The sequence below is a fragment of the Pseudomonas frederiksbergensis genome (genome assembly GCF_003732705.1).
Lineage (GTDB): Bacteria > Pseudomonadota > Gammaproteobacteria > Pseudomonadales > Pseudomonadaceae > Aquipseudomonas > Aquipseudomonas frederiksbergensis_F.
The window spans coordinates 50486-65146 of sequence record NZ_MOBR01000046.1 but is presented as its reverse complement, the minus strand read 5'-3'; the positions used below and the strand labels follow the sequence as shown (position 1 = coordinate 65146).

Below are 14661 nucleotides of genomic sequence, written 5' to 3'. Positions count from 1 at the left end.
ACTTCCTCATGAAACACCCCATCGGTTGTGTCCAACTTTTGGGGTGCAGACCACTCTGCGTGGGAATGCATCCCGTGACGCTCCGCGTCACAGTGGACGCAGAGCGTCCATGGCGGCGTTCCCACGCAGAGCGTGGGAACGATCGAAATGAAGTATAAGGATCGCAGGTACAGACGTGGAACCCTGTTCTAAGCTCACAGTCGTATCGTCACTTGCACGTTCGTACAAGGAAAAGGAGTCTGCATGGCGAGTACCGGATTGAAAATAATAGTGGGGCTGGGCGTGTTCGCCCTGCTGACCGCTTGCGGCGATAAAAAACCGGTCGAGAAAGACCTGCCTCGGGTCTTCGTGCAAGCGGTCAAACCCGCGGATTACGCCGCTTCGGTGACCCTCACCGGTGACGTCCAGGCCAGGGTGCAGACCGAGTTGTCGTTCCGCGTCGGCGGCAAGATCATCCAGCGCATGGTCGATGTCGGTGACCGGGTTTCCGCCAAACAGGTCCTCGCCAAACTCGATCCGAAAGACCTGCAGACCAACGTCGATTCGGCCCAGGCCCAAGTCACCGCCGAGCAGGCGCGGGTCAAACAGACCGCCGCCGCGTTCGTGCGCCAGCAAAAACTGCTGCCCAAGGGCTACACCAGTCAAAGCGAATACGACGCCGCCCAAGCGGCGTTGCGCAGCAGCCAGAGCGCCCTGACCGCCGCCCAGGCGCAACTGGCCAACGCCCGGGAACAACTGAGCTACACCTCGCTGATTTCCGAAGCGCCCGGCGTGATTACTGCGCGCCAGGCCGAAGTCGGCCAAGTGGTGCAAGCTACCGTGCCGATCTTCAGCCTGGCCCGGGACGGCGAACGCGATGCCGTGTTCAACGTCTACGAATCGCTGCTGGCCGAGCCGCCCTCGGACAAATCCGTGGTGGTCAGCCTGCTTGATAACCCGGCGATCAAAACCACCGGCACCGTTCGCGAAATCACGCCGGCGGTGTCCGCGCAGACCGGCACCGTGCAAGTCAAAGTCACCCTCCATGGCCTGCCCGACGGCATGCAACTCGGCTCGGTGGTCAGTGCCACGGCCAAGACGCCTGGCAAATCGGCGGTGGAATTGCCCTGGTCAGCCCTGACCAAAAACCTCAGCGACCCGGCCGTATGGCTGGTGGACGCTGACGGCAAGGCGCAACTGCACACCGTCACCGTCGGCCGTTACCTGACCGGCAAAGTCATCATCAGCGGCGGTCTGGACGGTGGTGAAAAAGTCATCATCGCCGGTGGCCAGTTATTGCACCCGGGAATGAAAGTGGAAATCGCCGAAAACACCTATAAGGATCTGGCACCGGGAGCCGAACAATGAAGCGCCTGATGCTGATGTCCGCCGGCCTGCTGCTGGTCGCCTGCTCGAAAAAAGAACCACCGCCGGAGCCGGTGCGCCCGGTGCTGTCCATTGAAGTCAAAGCGCTGAACGAGGAAAGCCTCGGCCGCTTCGCCGGCAGCATCCAGGCCCGCTATGAAAGCAATATCGGCTTCCGCGTGCCGGGTCGCATCGCCAGCCGTAACGTCGATGTCGGCAACGAAGTGGAGAAGGGCGCCTTACTCGCAACCCTCGACCCCACCGATCAGCAGAACCAGTTGCGCTCCGCCCAAGGCGATCTGGCCCGCATCCAGGCGCAATTCATCAACGCCCAGGCCAGTGCCCGCCGTCAGCAGGAATTGTTTGATCGTGGGGTCGGCGCCCAGGCCCAACTCGACATCGCCCAGACCGACCTGAAAACCACCCAGGCGTCCCTCGATCAGGCCAAGGCCTCGGTGGATCAGGCCAAGGACCAACTCAACTACGTGCAATTGCGCACCGATCACAAAGCCATCGTCACCGCGTGGAATGCCGAGGCCGGGCAAGTCGTGACCGCCGGTCAGCAAGTGGTGACCCTGGCGCAACCGGACATCAAGGAAGCGGTGATCGACCTGCCCGATACCCTGGTCGATCAACTGCCAACGGACGTGGTGTTCCAGGTCGCCGCGCAGTTGGACCCGAGCATCACCAGCACCGCGATCATCCGCGAAATCGAACCCCAGGCCCAAAGCGCGACCCGTACCCGCCGCGCGCGCCTGACCCTGACCGACACGCCTCCGGGCTTTCGTCTCGGCACGGCGATCAGCGTGACCCTCAGCTCGGCGATCAAACCGCGCCTCGAATTACCGGTCAGTGCGTTGCAAGAAGTCGATGGCAAAACCCGTATCTGGGTGATCGACCCGCAAAACCAGACCGTTTCCCCACGGGACGTCAGCCTGATCAGCCGCACCGATGACACGGTGGTGCTGGCCGACGGCGTGAAGTCCGGTGAGCGTGTGGTCAGCGCCGGTGTGAACAGCCTGAAACCCGGGCAAAAAGTCAAAGTCGACGAGGGCAGCCCACAATGAAAGGGAGTTTCAACTTATCCGAATGGGCCCTCAAACATCAGTCGTTCGTCTGGTATTTGATGTTCGTCGCGCTGCTGATGGGCGTGTTCTCGTACATGAACCTGGGCCGCGAGGAAGACCCCTCGTTCACCATCAAAACCATGGTCATCCAGACCCGCTGGCCCGGTGCGACCCAGGAAGAAACCCTCAAGCAGGTCACTGACCGCATCGAGAAAAAACTCGAAGAGCTCGACTCCCTCGACTACGTGAAAAGCTACACGCGACCCGGAGAATCGACGGTCTTCGTGTACTTGCGCGACACCACCAGCGCCAAGGACATCCCGGAAATCTGGTACCAGGTACGCAAGAAGATCAACGACATTCGCGGCGACTTCCCCAAAGGTCTGCAAGGGCCGGGGTTCAACGACGAGTTTGGTGATGTGTTCGGTTCGGTGTACGCCTTCACCGCCGACGGTTTGTCGATGCGCCAGTTGCGCGATTACGTGGAGCAAGTGCGAGCGGCGGTTCGTGATGTACCGGGGCTGGGCAAGGTCGAAATGGTCGGCGAGCAGGATGAAGTCCTGTACCTGAACTTCTCCACGCGCAAACTCGCTGCGCTGGGTATCGATCAGCGCCAAGTGGTGCAGAGCCTGCAATCGCAAAACGCCGTGACCCCGGCGGGTGTGATCGAGGCCGGGCCGGAGCGGATTTCCGTGCGCACCTCCGGGCAGTTCGCGTCCGAGAAAGACCTGGCCAACGTCAACCTGCGGCTCAACGACCGCTTCTATCGACTGGCCGATATCGCTGAAATCAGCCGTGGCTATGTCGATCCGGCCACCCCGCAATTCCGCTTCAACGGTCACCCGGCCATCGGCCTGGCGATTGCGATGAAGAAGGGTGGCAACATCCAGGAATTCGGCAAGGCCCTGCACCAGCGCATGACCGACCTGACCGCTGATCTGCCGGTAGGCGTCGGCGTGCACAACGTCTCCGATCAGGCCGACGTGGTGGAAAAAGCCGTCGGCGGCTTTACCAGTGCGTTGTTCGAAGCGGTGGTGATCGTGCTGATCGTCAGCTTCATCAGCCTTGGCGTGCGCGCCGGTCTGGTGGTGGCGTGCTCGATTCCGCTGGTGCTGGCGATGGTCTTTGTGTTCATGGAATACAGCGGCATCACCATGCAGCGGATTTCCCTCGGTGCGCTGATCATCGCCCTCGGCCTGTTGGTGGACGACGCGATGATCACCGTGGAGATGATGGTCACGCGCCTGGAAATGGGCGAGACCAAGGAACAAGCCGCGACGTTCGCCTACACCTCGACCGCGTTTCCGATGCTCACCGGGACGCTGGTGACGGTGGCCGGGTTTGTGCCGATTGGCTTGAATGCCAGTTCTGCCGGTGAGTACACCTTCACCCTGTTCGCGGTAATCGCCGTGGCAATGCTGGTGTCATGGGTGGTCGCGGTGTTGTTCGCCCCGGTGATCGCCGTGCACATCCTGAGTACGAACATTAAACCCCATAGCGCCGAGCCGGGTCGCATCGGTCGGGCGTTCAATGGCGGCATGTTCTGGGCCATGCGCAACCGCTGGTGGGCCATCGGTATCACCATCGGGCTGTTCGTGGCGTCGGTGTTTTCCATGCAGTTCGTGCAGAACCAGTTCTTCCCGTCCTCGGATCGCCCGGAAATCCTCGTTGACCTCAACCTGCCGCAAAACGCCTCGATGGACGAGACGCGCAAGGCGGTGGACAAGCTCGAAGCGACGTTCAAGGACGACCCGGACATTGTGCGCTGGAGCACTTACATCGGCGAAGGTGCGATCCGTTTCTACCTGCCTCTCGACCAGCAATTGCAGAACCCGTACTACGCGCAATTGATCATCGTCAGCAAAGGCCTGGAATCGCGCACCGCGCTCAGCCAGCGCTTGCGTGAACGGCTGCGCAAAGACTTTGTCGGCATTGGCAGCTACGTCCAGGCCCTGGAAATGGGGCCGCCGGTGGGGCGGCCGATCCAGTACCGGGTCAGCGGCAAGGACATCGATCAGGTGCGCAAACACGCGATCGAACTGGCCACTGAACTGGATAAAAACTCGCACATCGGCGAGATCATTTACGACTGGAACGAGCCGGGCAAAGTCCTGCGCATCGACATCGCCCAGGACAAGGCGCGGCAACTGGGGCTGTCGTCGGAAGACGTGGCCAACCTGATGAACAGCATCGTCGTCGGTTCGCCGATCACACAGGTGGACGATGACATCTACCTGATCAACGTGGTTGGCCGCGCCGAAGACGCTGAACGTGGTACGCCGGAAACCCTGCAAAACCTGCAAATCGTCACGCCGGGCGGCACCTCGATTCCGCTGCTGGCCTTCGCCACCGTTCGCTATGAACTGGAGCAACCGCTGGTGTGGCGCCGGGATCGCAAACCGACCATCACCATCAAGGCTGCGGTGCGCGACGAGATCCAACCGACGGATCTGGTGAAACAGCTGCAACCGACCATCGACAAATTCGCTGCCGGTTTGCCGGTGGGTTACAAGGTCGCTACCGGCGGCACCGTCGAAGAGAGTGGCAAGGCCCAAGGGCCAATTGCCAAGGTTGTGCCGCTGATGCTGTTCTTGATGGCGACTTTTCTGATGATCCAGCTGCACAGCGTGCAGAAGCTGTTCCTGGTGGCCAGCGTCGCGCCGCTCGGCTTGATCGGCGTGGTGCTGGCGCTGATTCCGACCGGCACGCCGATGGGCTTCGTGGCGATTCTCGGGATCCTGGCGCTGATCGGCATCATCATCCGCAACTCGGTGATTCTGGTGACGCAAATTGAATCGCTGGAGAAGGAAGGCCTTGAACCGTGGGACGCGGTGGCGCAGGCGACGGAGCATCGTCGCCGGCCGATTCTGCTGACGGCAGCGGCGGCGAGCCTGGGGATGATCCCGATTGCGAGGGAAGTGTTCTGGGGGCCGATGGCCTACGCGATGATTGGCGGGATTATCATCGCGACCTTGCTGACGCTGCTGTTTTTGCCGGCGCTGTATGTGGCCTGGTACAAAATTCGCGAGCCGAAGAAAGAGTCAGCCTAATGATCGTTCCCACGCTCCGCGTGGGAATGCCTCCCGGGACGCTCCGCGTCCCTACGGCGGTGACGCAGAGCGTCACGGGCTGCATTCCCACGCGGAGCGTGGGAACGATCAGTCGGCGCGGCGCCAAACGCTGGCCAACCAAGGCTGTTGCTCGCGCGGCAACCCCGCCGGGCGGTAGTAATGCTCCAACTCGACAAACCCGGCCTCGGTCAGCAATGCCTGCCACGCCGGTAAATCGTGATAAGCCCCATACCGTGGCCCATTCCAGCCTTCCTGATTCTCCCCACGTGGATTGGAACTGAACAACACCCCACCCGGTTTCAACGTGGCGTGCAGTTGCTTCAACACCCGAGGCAATTCCTGGCGCGGGATGTGAAACAGCACGGCGTTGGCAAAAATCCCGTCAAAGCGCTCCGCCGGCAGATCCAGCTTCAGAAAATCCTGCTGCCAGACTTCGCAACCGCTGTCTTCCCGGGCCATCTGCGCAAACTTTTCCGATCCATCGAGGCCGACGGCGGTGTGGCCCATGCGCGTAAAAGTTTGCAAGTCCCGCCCCGGCCCGCAGCCGAAATCGAGAATGCTGAACGGCGCCGAACCCTGGAGGTGCCGCAGTAAGGCATCGATGTTCTGGCTGACATCGTGATCACGCGTCCCCTCGCGAAAACCATCGGCCACCGAGTTGTAATGGCCCAGGGTGGTGGCGGTGATTTTCTGGAGGTCGTCGGGGGTCTGTTTCATGGGGGGCTGCGCAGGCAATGGGGATTTGCCGAATATACGCCATGAGCCCAAGGACGGGGTTGCGATGTGGGTGGCGGCTGTACTCAGGTTAGTAGGTCGGTCAATAGGAAAACCGGTGCACCCGAGAGTGCCCTGTGTACAGCCGCCAAATCTTCAACTCTGCTTCATCCCCAGACAATCAATCGAACTGTCAACCAAACGAACAGGGGGGGCGGCTGCGCACAGGTTAGTCGACCGGCTCCAGGCAATACCGGCGCACCCGAGGGTGCCCTGCGCACAGCCACCATAACGTTCAGGCAATGAAAACACCTGGAATGAGGTGGCGCTGTGCGCCTAGAAAAATCCGGGCGACTAAACCCGATCACTGATATGCAGTGACGGGCCGAAGACTAGCCACCGGATTTGGCAGGCGCAAGCGAGCGAAATGATCTAGGAAATGTCCTGCAAATGAAAGGGAACGGGCCTGCTGGCACTCTGATTTTCTTGTAGGAACTCTTCCCTTCGCAGGTCGATGATGACCTGCGCCGAGAGATCACCCAACAATAGGTGTTCGCAACTTGCCTAGCGTTTGTTGAGGCCCCGTGCGAGGCGATCGCCACCGAGTTGGATGATGGCCACCAACACCACCAGCAACACAATCACCGTCAACATGATCTGGCTGTCAAAACGCTGATACCCGTACCGATACGCAATGTCCCCAAGCCCACCGGCACCAATCGCCCCGGCCATGGCGGACGAGTTGATCATCGTCACCAACGTGATGGTGAAACCGCCAACAATCCCCGGCAACGCCTCTGGCAACAGCACATGCCAGACGATATGCCAGCGCCGGCAACCCATCGCCTGCGCCGCTTCGATCAAGCCGTGATCGACTTCACGCAAACTCACTTCGGCAATCCGCGCAAAAAACGGCGTGGCAGCAATGGTCAGCGGCACGACCGCCGCCCAGACACCGTAAGTGGTGCCGACGATCAACCGCGTGAACGGAATCAGCGCCACCATCAGAATCAAAAACGGAATCGAGCGGAACAGGTTCACGAACGCGCCCAGCACACGGTTCAGCGCGGGTGCCTGATAGATGCCGCCCTTGTCGCTGGTGACCAGAATCACGGCCATCGGAATCCCCGCCAGCAGTGCGATCAACGACGACACGCCCACCATCAGGAAGGTGTCGATAAAGCCCTGAAGCAAGCGATCAAACCACATAACCCAGCACCTCCACCTGTTGCGCCCAGTGGCCGGCGCGTTGACGCAGTTCCTCGGCGCCCAAGGCCGAACCTGCCACCGCCAACAGCAGTTGCCCAAGCGCATGGCCCTGAATCCGTTCCACGCCGCCCTGAAGCAAGCGCACGCGACCACCGAGGGCGGCGAACAATGCCGCCAGATCCGGTTCATCTGTCGCGCTGCCCGTGAATTGCAAACACAACACGACGGCCGCCTCCGCGGATTGGGGTTGAGTGCGCAAACGGCTTTGCAATTCTTCCGGCAACGCGTGTTGCAGCGGCGCGAGCAAGGTCTTGCTGACCTCATGCTGCGGGTTGCCAAACACCTCCCACACCGGCCCTTGCTCGACGACGCGCCCATGTTCGAGCACCACGACGCGATCACAGATATCGCGGATCACCGTCATCTCGTGAGTGATCAGCACGATGGTCAGACCCAGGCGCTGATTGATCTCGCGCAGCAGGCCGAGGATCGATTGGGTGGTCTCAGGATCGAGTGCCGAGGTCGCTTCATCGCACAGCAAAATTTCCGGGTCATGCACCAACGCGCGAGCGATGCCGACGCGTTGTTTCTGTCCGCCGGAAAGCTGCGCCGGATACACCTTGTGCTTCTCTTGCAGACCCACCAACTCCAGCAATTCACGAACTTTCTGTTCGCGTTTGTCCTTGGGTACACCGGCGACTTTCAGCGGCAGTTCAACGTTCTGCCAAACCGTCTTGGCCGACATCAGATTGAAGTGCTGGAAGATCATGCCAATGCGCCGACGCAGCGCCACCAAGCGGTCTTCATCGAAGTCACCGATGTCCACCTGATCGATCAATACTCGCCCGGTGCTCGGTTGCTCCAGGCGATTGATCGTGCGAATCAGCGATGACTTGCCGGCGCCGCTGCGGCCGATGATGCCGAACACTTCACCGCGCTGGATCGCCAGGTCGATGCCGTGCAACGCCGCCACCGGACCTTGCTGGCCGTTGTAGGTTTTGCCCAGGCCAATGAAGCGCACGTGGGCGCGATTCAGGTCCGGGTGCAGTTCAGTCTTGTCGGCTTTCTGAGGCTCTGGAATATCCAGTCGCCGTTGGATCGCGGCCGTCATTTTCAGCTTTCCCAACCGGCTTGATAGAGCTTGCCGTGGGCCTTATCCAGCGCAGCACGCACGGCTGGCGAATGTTGGTAGATGTCGACGAATTTGATCAGGCGCGGGTCGGTTTTGCTTTTGGGCTGGATCACGAACTGGATCACGTATTCCTTGTGGTCGAGGCCGTCGAACAGCAGCGCCGATCCGGCATCGAAGGTTTTCGCCAGGCGGATGTAGGCCGGGTAACCCTGGACCAGATCGGCGTCGTCGTAGGCGCGAACCAGTTGCACGGCTTCGACCTGAAGGATTTTGATTTTCTTCGGGTTGGCGATGATGTCTTCTTCGGTGGCCTTGTAGCCGACCCCCGGTTTAAGCGTGATCAGGCCAGCCTTGGCCAGCAGTTGCAGACCGCGACCGCTGTTGATCGGGTCGTTGGCGATGGCGACGCTGGCGCCTTGTGGCAGCTCGTCGAAGCTTTTGTATTTCTTCGAGTAGAGGCCGACGTTGTTGATGATCCCCGGCGCGAAGGGCACCAGGTCAAAACCGGCGGCAGCCTTGGCGTTTTCCAGGAACGGCACGTGCTGGAAGTAATTCACGTCAATGTCGCCGGCGGCGAGGCTGACGTTCGGCGCGATCCAGTCGGTGAACTCCACCAGTTCGACTTTCAGGCCTTGTTTGGAGGCTTCTTCGACGGCGGCTTCCAGCGGGATGGCGAACGCGGCGGTGGTGCCGACTTTCAGCGGCGCGTCGGCGGCGAACACCGCCGAGCTGAAGAGGCCGAGGGCCAGGGCCAGTGCTTTGACTGGGTGGGTCAGGTGTTTTTTGGTCATGTTGGTTATCCAGTCAGTGCATGAGATTTAGATCGTGTGGATCGTTCCCACGCTCTGCGTGGGAATGCCTCCCGGGACGCTCCGCGTCCCTGCGGCTGTGACGCAGAGCGTCACTGGCTGCATTCCCACGCGGAGCGTGGGAACGATCGGTTACAGGGGTTTGTGTCGGTAGTGGGAGCCTGTGTGTTGCTCCGGCAGATGCGCCTCGCCGTGAAACAGCTTCTCGCGCAGGCTGCCGGTGTCGTAAGCGGTCTTGTACGACCCGCGACGCTGCAACTCCGGGATCACCAGATCGATGAAATCCACATAGCTTTCCGGCGTGACAATCCGCGTCAGGTTGAAACCATCCAGCCCGGTTTCAGCGATCCACGATTCCAGCTCATCCGCCACTTGTTCCGGCGAACCCACCACGGTGATGTAGCGGCCACCGAGGGCGTGTTGCTCAAGCAATTTGCGCCGGGTCCAGTCGTTGTTTTGCAGGTTTTTGGTCGCCGACTGGATCGCGTTGCTCTTCACGTACTGGATCGGTTCGTCGATCTCGTACTGGGAAAAATCGATCGCCGTGGATGCCGAGAAATGCGCCACGCCGGCCTCGGCACTGGCGTAGCTCAGGTATTCGGCGTGCTTGGCCCAGGCCAGTTCCTCGGTGGCGCCGACGATCACGTTCAGGCCCATGAACACCTTGATGTCCTCAGGGTTGCGCCCGGCCTCGACCGCGCTGGCGCGGACCTTGTCCACTTGTACCTTGGTCGACGGTTTATTCTGGCCGCTGATAAATACGCACTCGGCATGGCGCCCGGCAAACAGCAAACCGCGATCCGAACTGCCGGCCTGGAACAGTACCGGCGTACGCTGCGGCGAGGGTTCGCAGAGGTGATAACCCTCGACCTGATAGAACTCGCCCTTGTGCTCAACCTTGTGCACTTTCTCCGGCTGCGCATAGATCCGTTGCTTGGGATCGTTGAGCACCGCGCCGTTTTCCCAGCTGCCTTCCCAGAGTTTGTAGAGCACCTCCAGGTATTCATCGGCCTGGTCGTAGCGGCGGTCATGTTCGACTTGCTCAGTCAGACCCATGGCCTTGGCGGCGCTGTCGAGATAGCCGGTGACGATGTTCCAGCCCACGCGACCGCGACTCAAATGGTCGAGGGTCGACATGCGCCGGGCGAACAGATACGGCGGTTCGTAAGTCAGGTTGGCGGTGAGGCCGAAGCCGAGATTTTTGGTGACCGCCGCCATCGCTGAGACCAGCAGCAACGGGTCGTTGACCGGCAACTGGATCGATTCTTTCAGCGGCACGTCCACCGAGTTTTGATAGACGTCGTACACGCCGACGATGTCCGCTATGAACAACCCATCAAATAGTCCGCGCTCCAGCAGTTGCGCCAGTTCGGTCCAGTATTCGATGGTTTTGTATTGGGTCGATGTGTCCCGTGGATGGGTCCACAAACCATGGTTGATATGCCCGATGCAGTTCATGTTGAACGCGTTGAGCAGGATCTTTTTCTTGGCGTCGGCCATCAGATGGTCCCCCGCAGTGGCGGGTTTTCATCGTTGAGGTAGTAATTGCCCACCGCGTGATACTTCCAGCGCACCGGGTCATGCAACGTGTGCACCCGGGCGTTGCGCCAGTGACGATCCAGACCGTGTTCGATCAGGGTGGCCTGGCTGCCGGCCAGTTCGAACAGCGTGGTGCCGGCGGCGAGGGAAATTTCGGTGCTGATGGCCCGGGCTTCGGCGACGGCAATCGACGCGGCGGCGACGGTCTCGGCGTTCATGTCGGCCTGGGCCTTGTCGAGAAATTCGCCGGAGCGTTCCAGCAGGGCTTCGGTGGCGTGCAAGCGAATCGCCAGGTGGCCGAAGCTCTTGATGGTCAGCGGGTCTTCGACGGCTTTTTCATGGGTGGCGTCGATCCACGGCCGGGTCTTGGTGCGCACGAAATGCAGGGCATCTTCGTAGGCGGCGCGGGCGATGCCGGTGTCGATGGCGGCGTGAAGAATCTGCGCCAACGGGCCGACGGTGGTCGGGCGTTCGAAGGCGCTTTGAAACGGGATCACGTCTTCGGCGGCGACGTACACGTCTTCGAACACCACCGAACCGCTGCCGGTGGTGCGCTGGCCGAAGCCGCTCCAGTCGTCGATGACGGTCAGGCCTTTGCTGTTGTGCGGCACGAAGGCCAGTTGCTGCATGCCATGTTCATCCACCACCGAGGTCGGAATGCGCTGGGCGTAGATCGCGCCAGTGGCGTAGAACTTGCGGCCGTTGATGCGGTAGCCATCACCGTCGCGGGTGAGACTGGTGATGCGGTCATGGGCGGTTTTTGTACCGAGTTCGGCGAGGGCATTGCCGAAACGCTGGCCGGCCAATACTTCGGCATAGAGGCGTTTTTTCTGGGCTTCGCTGCCATTCACTCGCAGCACTTCGAGGGCGTAGAAATGGTTCTGCGGGATTTGTCCGAGGGAGCCGTCGGCCTGGGCGATCAGGGCGATGACTTTGGCCAGGGTGACGTTGGACACGCCAGCGCCGCCGTACTCCTTGGGCACGCTGATGCCCCACAGGCCCGAACGGGAAAACACTTCCAGTTCCGGGTGCGGCAAGCGGCGTTCGCGGTCGCGCAGGGCGCTGTCGCGTTTGAAATCTTCGGCCAGGTCACTGGCGACGATCAGGGCTTGCTCATCGCTGGTTATGACCGCGACGTGGTGAGAAAGAGTCATGTGTTTCTCCAGAGGTCTGGTCAAATCCAGGAATGGCGAGCGGGCAACGTGCCGTTGAGGTGATAGGTGCCGACGGCGTGATATTTCCAGCGCACCGGGTCGTGCAGGGTGTGCACGCGGGCGTTGCGCCAGTGACGGTCGAGGTTGAATTCGGCGAGGGTGGCGCGGCTGCCGGCCAGTTCGAAGAGTTTTTCGCTGGCCAGCAGCGAGATCTCGGTGGTCAGCACTTTTGCTTCGGCCACGGCGATTGAAGCGCGGGCGGCGGATTCGGCGGTGAGCGGCGCGGCGTTGACTTGATCGAGCACTTGCCCGGCCTTGCGCAACAGCGCTTCGGCGGCGTGCAATTCGATTTTCAGTTTGCCGATATCAGCAATCACGTACAGGTCATCGCTGGCCCGTTCGACCTTGGCATCGATCCATGGGCGGGCTCGGGTTTTCACAAATTCGATGGCGTCGTCGATGGCGCCGCGAGCGATGCCGGCGTCGATGGCCGCCTGGATCAATTGCGACACGGCGCCCTGGATGTTCGGGCTGTCGTTGATTTTCCAGTTATCCACCACCAGCTCGGCGTCGACCCGCACGTTGTTGAGCAAAATGGTGCCGCTGGCGGTGGTGCGCTGGCCGAAGCCCGACCAATCATCAACGATGCGCAAACCCGGCGTGCCACGGCGGACGAAGGCCAGCACTTGCTTGCCGTCGTCGTTCAGCGCCTTGACCGCCACCCAGTGAGCGAACAGCGCACCAGTGGAGTAAAACTTCTGGCCGCTGATGACGAAACCGTCACCGTCAGCAGTGATCCGCGCCTTGAGTTCGAGGGTGTTTTTGGTGCCGCGTTCCGGCCCGGCATTGCCGATGCGCCAGCCTTCGAGCACGCTTTTGAACAGCTGTTTTTTCTGCGATTCCGTGGCGCTGCCGAGCACCAGGTTCAGGATGCCGAACTGGTTCTGCGGGATCTGCCCCAGCGCCGGATCGGCCGCGGAAATGATCGCGAACACATCAGCGATGGTGACGAACGAAACTTGCGGGCCACCGTACTCGCGCGGAATGGCAATGCTGCCGAGGCCGCTGCGGGTGAACTGTTCGATTTCCGACCACGGCAACTTGCGCTGCTGGTCACGTTTGGCCGCTTGCAAGCGGGCGGTTTGCGCCAGCTCATGGGCAGCCTTGATGGCTTGTGCGTCGTTGCGCAAAACCTGCGCGGGCAACAACAGGGGGGCGATATCCAGGTCACTCTGGATTGTGGCTTCTGCCAGACTGGACATCAGTGCCGCTCCTTGGCTGCACGCAATGCCCTGGCGATCTGCACTGGGGTGATTGTGTTCTGGACCATACCTACCTCACATCTCATGGAAACGCCGCGATGGTGGCGGCGAACGAATATCAAGAATGTCCGGTGGTCCGGTGCATATACCCTAAGCGCGTATAAATAATTAATAAACTAACTTTTGGGAATATGCATAGAAGGGCGTCTGTCCGTAGAGCAACAGTTGTTTGTGGAGCAACAGCAAGTTTTGAATTCGCACCCCTTGTGGGAGCGAGCCTGCTCGCGAAGAGGTCATGTCAGTCGACATCATTGTTGAATGACACAGCGCTTTCGCGAGCAGGCTCGCTCCCACAGGGTTGGTGGTGGTTTCACTTTTTGCGGGGTTCGGCGGCCTTGAGTTCTTCCTTCAGCGGCACTTTCAGGTAGGGGTTGGCGCAGCCGATCTTCAGCATCCGCGGTGGCGCCCAGCGTGAGTTATTGCCCACGCGGTCGAGGATGCAATAGGTCACTTCCAGCCTCATGTCTTCGCCGGCTTCGAGAATGATCGCCGGCGGCACCCAGACCTGAATCGGCTGGCCAATATCGCCAGCCGTGAGCTTGGGCAGGTCCATGCGCACATCGCCCCATTGCAGGGTGATTTCGTCATCGATGGCCATGTTCAGGTAAGGCTCGATGGTCAGCGGTACGCCGCGTTTGATCTGGTTCGGGTTGACCCCTTGGCGACGGATGGTATCGGGGAGGTTGACCGGAGCCAGGCTCTGGTTTTCGTCACCGGACACCGCGGGCGCCTGGCCGCCGGGGCAATCGAGCTTGATCTGCAACCGCGTGGTCAGCGACAGCGCCGGGTCCTGCCCGACCTGCATGACGCGGTAGTGGACGTGTGAGGTGCCATTGACGACAAAGCTCTCGGGCACGCGCAGTTGCACGGTTTGATTGACGTCGTCGACGATCAGGGCTTTTGAAGCCACGTAGCAGTCGTCCCAGTACAGTTCGATCAGATCGCCTTCGTCCATGCCGGGGTAGGGCGCTACAGCGATCAGCAAGTGGGCGGCTGAGGTAATGTTGATGCCACTCCTGTGGGATTGCGCCAGGGTCGGGGCCGCAAGTTCAGGTTTGTTCGAGGTGCTTGTCATGGGTTTCTCCTTGAAGCCTTGCAGCGAAGTCCGTTTCTGGAAGATCAAAAGGCGTGAATTACCGAGCAACAAAACAGCGAGTTATGTATGAGTGTTGATAACAATTGAGTTGAGTGATTGGCGCCCGTTGGGGACTAGATAAGAGTGCGCCGGAATAAGTGTCAATAGAGTTTGTTAGTTGGTTGTTGGATTCAGTGCTATTCAGACATTTCCTACGCGGTGCAG

At 60.6% G+C, this 14661-nt stretch carries 11 protein-coding genes; 3 read left to right on the top strand and 8 right to left on the bottom strand.

The annotated features are described in order from the left end of the window. Window positions 1-243: 243 nt before the first annotated feature. Genes BK667_RS32720 through BK667_RS32730 form a run of 3 tightly spaced genes read left to right on the top strand, consistent with a single transcriptional unit; the run spans window position 244 to window position 5461 of the window. The gene (locus BK667_RS32720; RefSeq protein ID WP_123600073.1) at window positions 244-1347 is read left to right on the top strand and encodes an efflux RND transporter periplasmic adaptor subunit; all 1104 of its coding nucleotides are present in this window, start codon (window positions 244-246) and stop codon (window positions 1345-1347) included. Beyond that, the gene (locus BK667_RS32725; protein ID WP_123600074.1) at window positions 1344-2411 is read left to right on the top strand and encodes an efflux RND transporter periplasmic adaptor subunit; all 1068 of its coding nucleotides are present in this window, start codon (window positions 1344-1346) and stop codon (window positions 2409-2411) included. The genes BK667_RS32720 and BK667_RS32725 overlap by 4 nt, the downstream gene beginning before the upstream one ends. Next, window positions 2408-5461: an efflux RND transporter permease subunit gene (locus BK667_RS32730; protein ID WP_123515908.1), complete on the top strand. Its 3054-nt coding sequence runs from the start codon at window positions 2408-2410 to the stop codon at window positions 5459-5461. Before BK667_RS32725 ends, BK667_RS32730 begins: the two co-directional genes overlap by 4 nt. A 108-nt stretch (window positions 5462-5569) precedes the next feature. Here the strand turns inward: BK667_RS32730 and BK667_RS32735 are convergent, their stop codons facing one another. The 8 genes from BK667_RS32735 to BK667_RS32775 all read right to left on the bottom strand — a co-directional run bounded on the left by BK667_RS32735 (window position 5570) and on the right by BK667_RS32775 (window position 14436). Next, a complete protein-coding gene (locus tag BK667_RS32735; RefSeq protein WP_123515906.1) occupies window positions 5570-6199 on the bottom strand; it encodes a class I SAM-dependent methyltransferase in 630 nt (209 codons plus the stop codon). Between the two features lie 561 nt (window positions 6200-6760). Then, on the bottom strand, window positions 6761-7405 hold the full coding sequence (locus BK667_RS32740; RefSeq protein ID WP_054047844.1) for a methionine ABC transporter permease: 645 nt from the start codon (window positions 7403-7405) through the stop codon (window positions 6761-6763). Continuing rightward, entirely contained in the window at window positions 7395-8516 is a 1122-nt protein-coding gene (locus tag BK667_RS32745) for a methionine ABC transporter ATP-binding protein (protein WP_123600075.1), read from the bottom strand. The genes BK667_RS32740 and BK667_RS32745 overlap by 11 nt, the downstream gene beginning before the upstream one ends. 2 nt (window positions 8517-8518) lie before the next feature. Further along, window positions 8519-9328, bottom strand: a complete 810-nt coding sequence (locus tag BK667_RS32750) for a MetQ/NlpA family ABC transporter substrate-binding protein (protein ID WP_123515900.1) — start codon at window positions 9326-9328, stop codon at window positions 8519-8521. Between the two features lie 150 nt (window positions 9329-9478). Beyond that, window positions 9479-10846 (bottom strand): LLM class flavin-dependent oxidoreductase, encoded by a 1368-nt coding sequence (locus BK667_RS32755; protein ID WP_123600076.1) that lies wholly within the window; start codon window positions 10844-10846, stop codon window positions 9479-9481. Next, a complete protein-coding gene (locus BK667_RS32760; RefSeq protein ID WP_123600077.1) occupies window positions 10846-12039 on the bottom strand; it encodes an SfnB family sulfur acquisition oxidoreductase in 1194 nt (397 codons plus the stop codon). Before BK667_RS32760 ends, BK667_RS32755 begins: the two co-directional genes overlap by 1 nt. 20 nt (window positions 12040-12059) lie before the next feature. Beyond that, complete coding sequence (locus BK667_RS32765) at window positions 12060-13301, bottom strand: SfnB family sulfur acquisition oxidoreductase (protein ID WP_123515894.1); 1242 nt, start codon at window positions 13299-13301, stop codon at window positions 12060-12062. A gap of 370 nt (window positions 13302-13671) precedes the next feature. Next, window positions 13672-14436 (bottom strand): hypothetical protein, encoded by a 765-nt coding sequence (locus BK667_RS32775; RefSeq protein ID WP_123600078.1) that lies wholly within the window; start codon window positions 14434-14436, stop codon window positions 13672-13674. Between the last annotated feature and the right edge of the window lie 225 nt (window positions 14437-14661).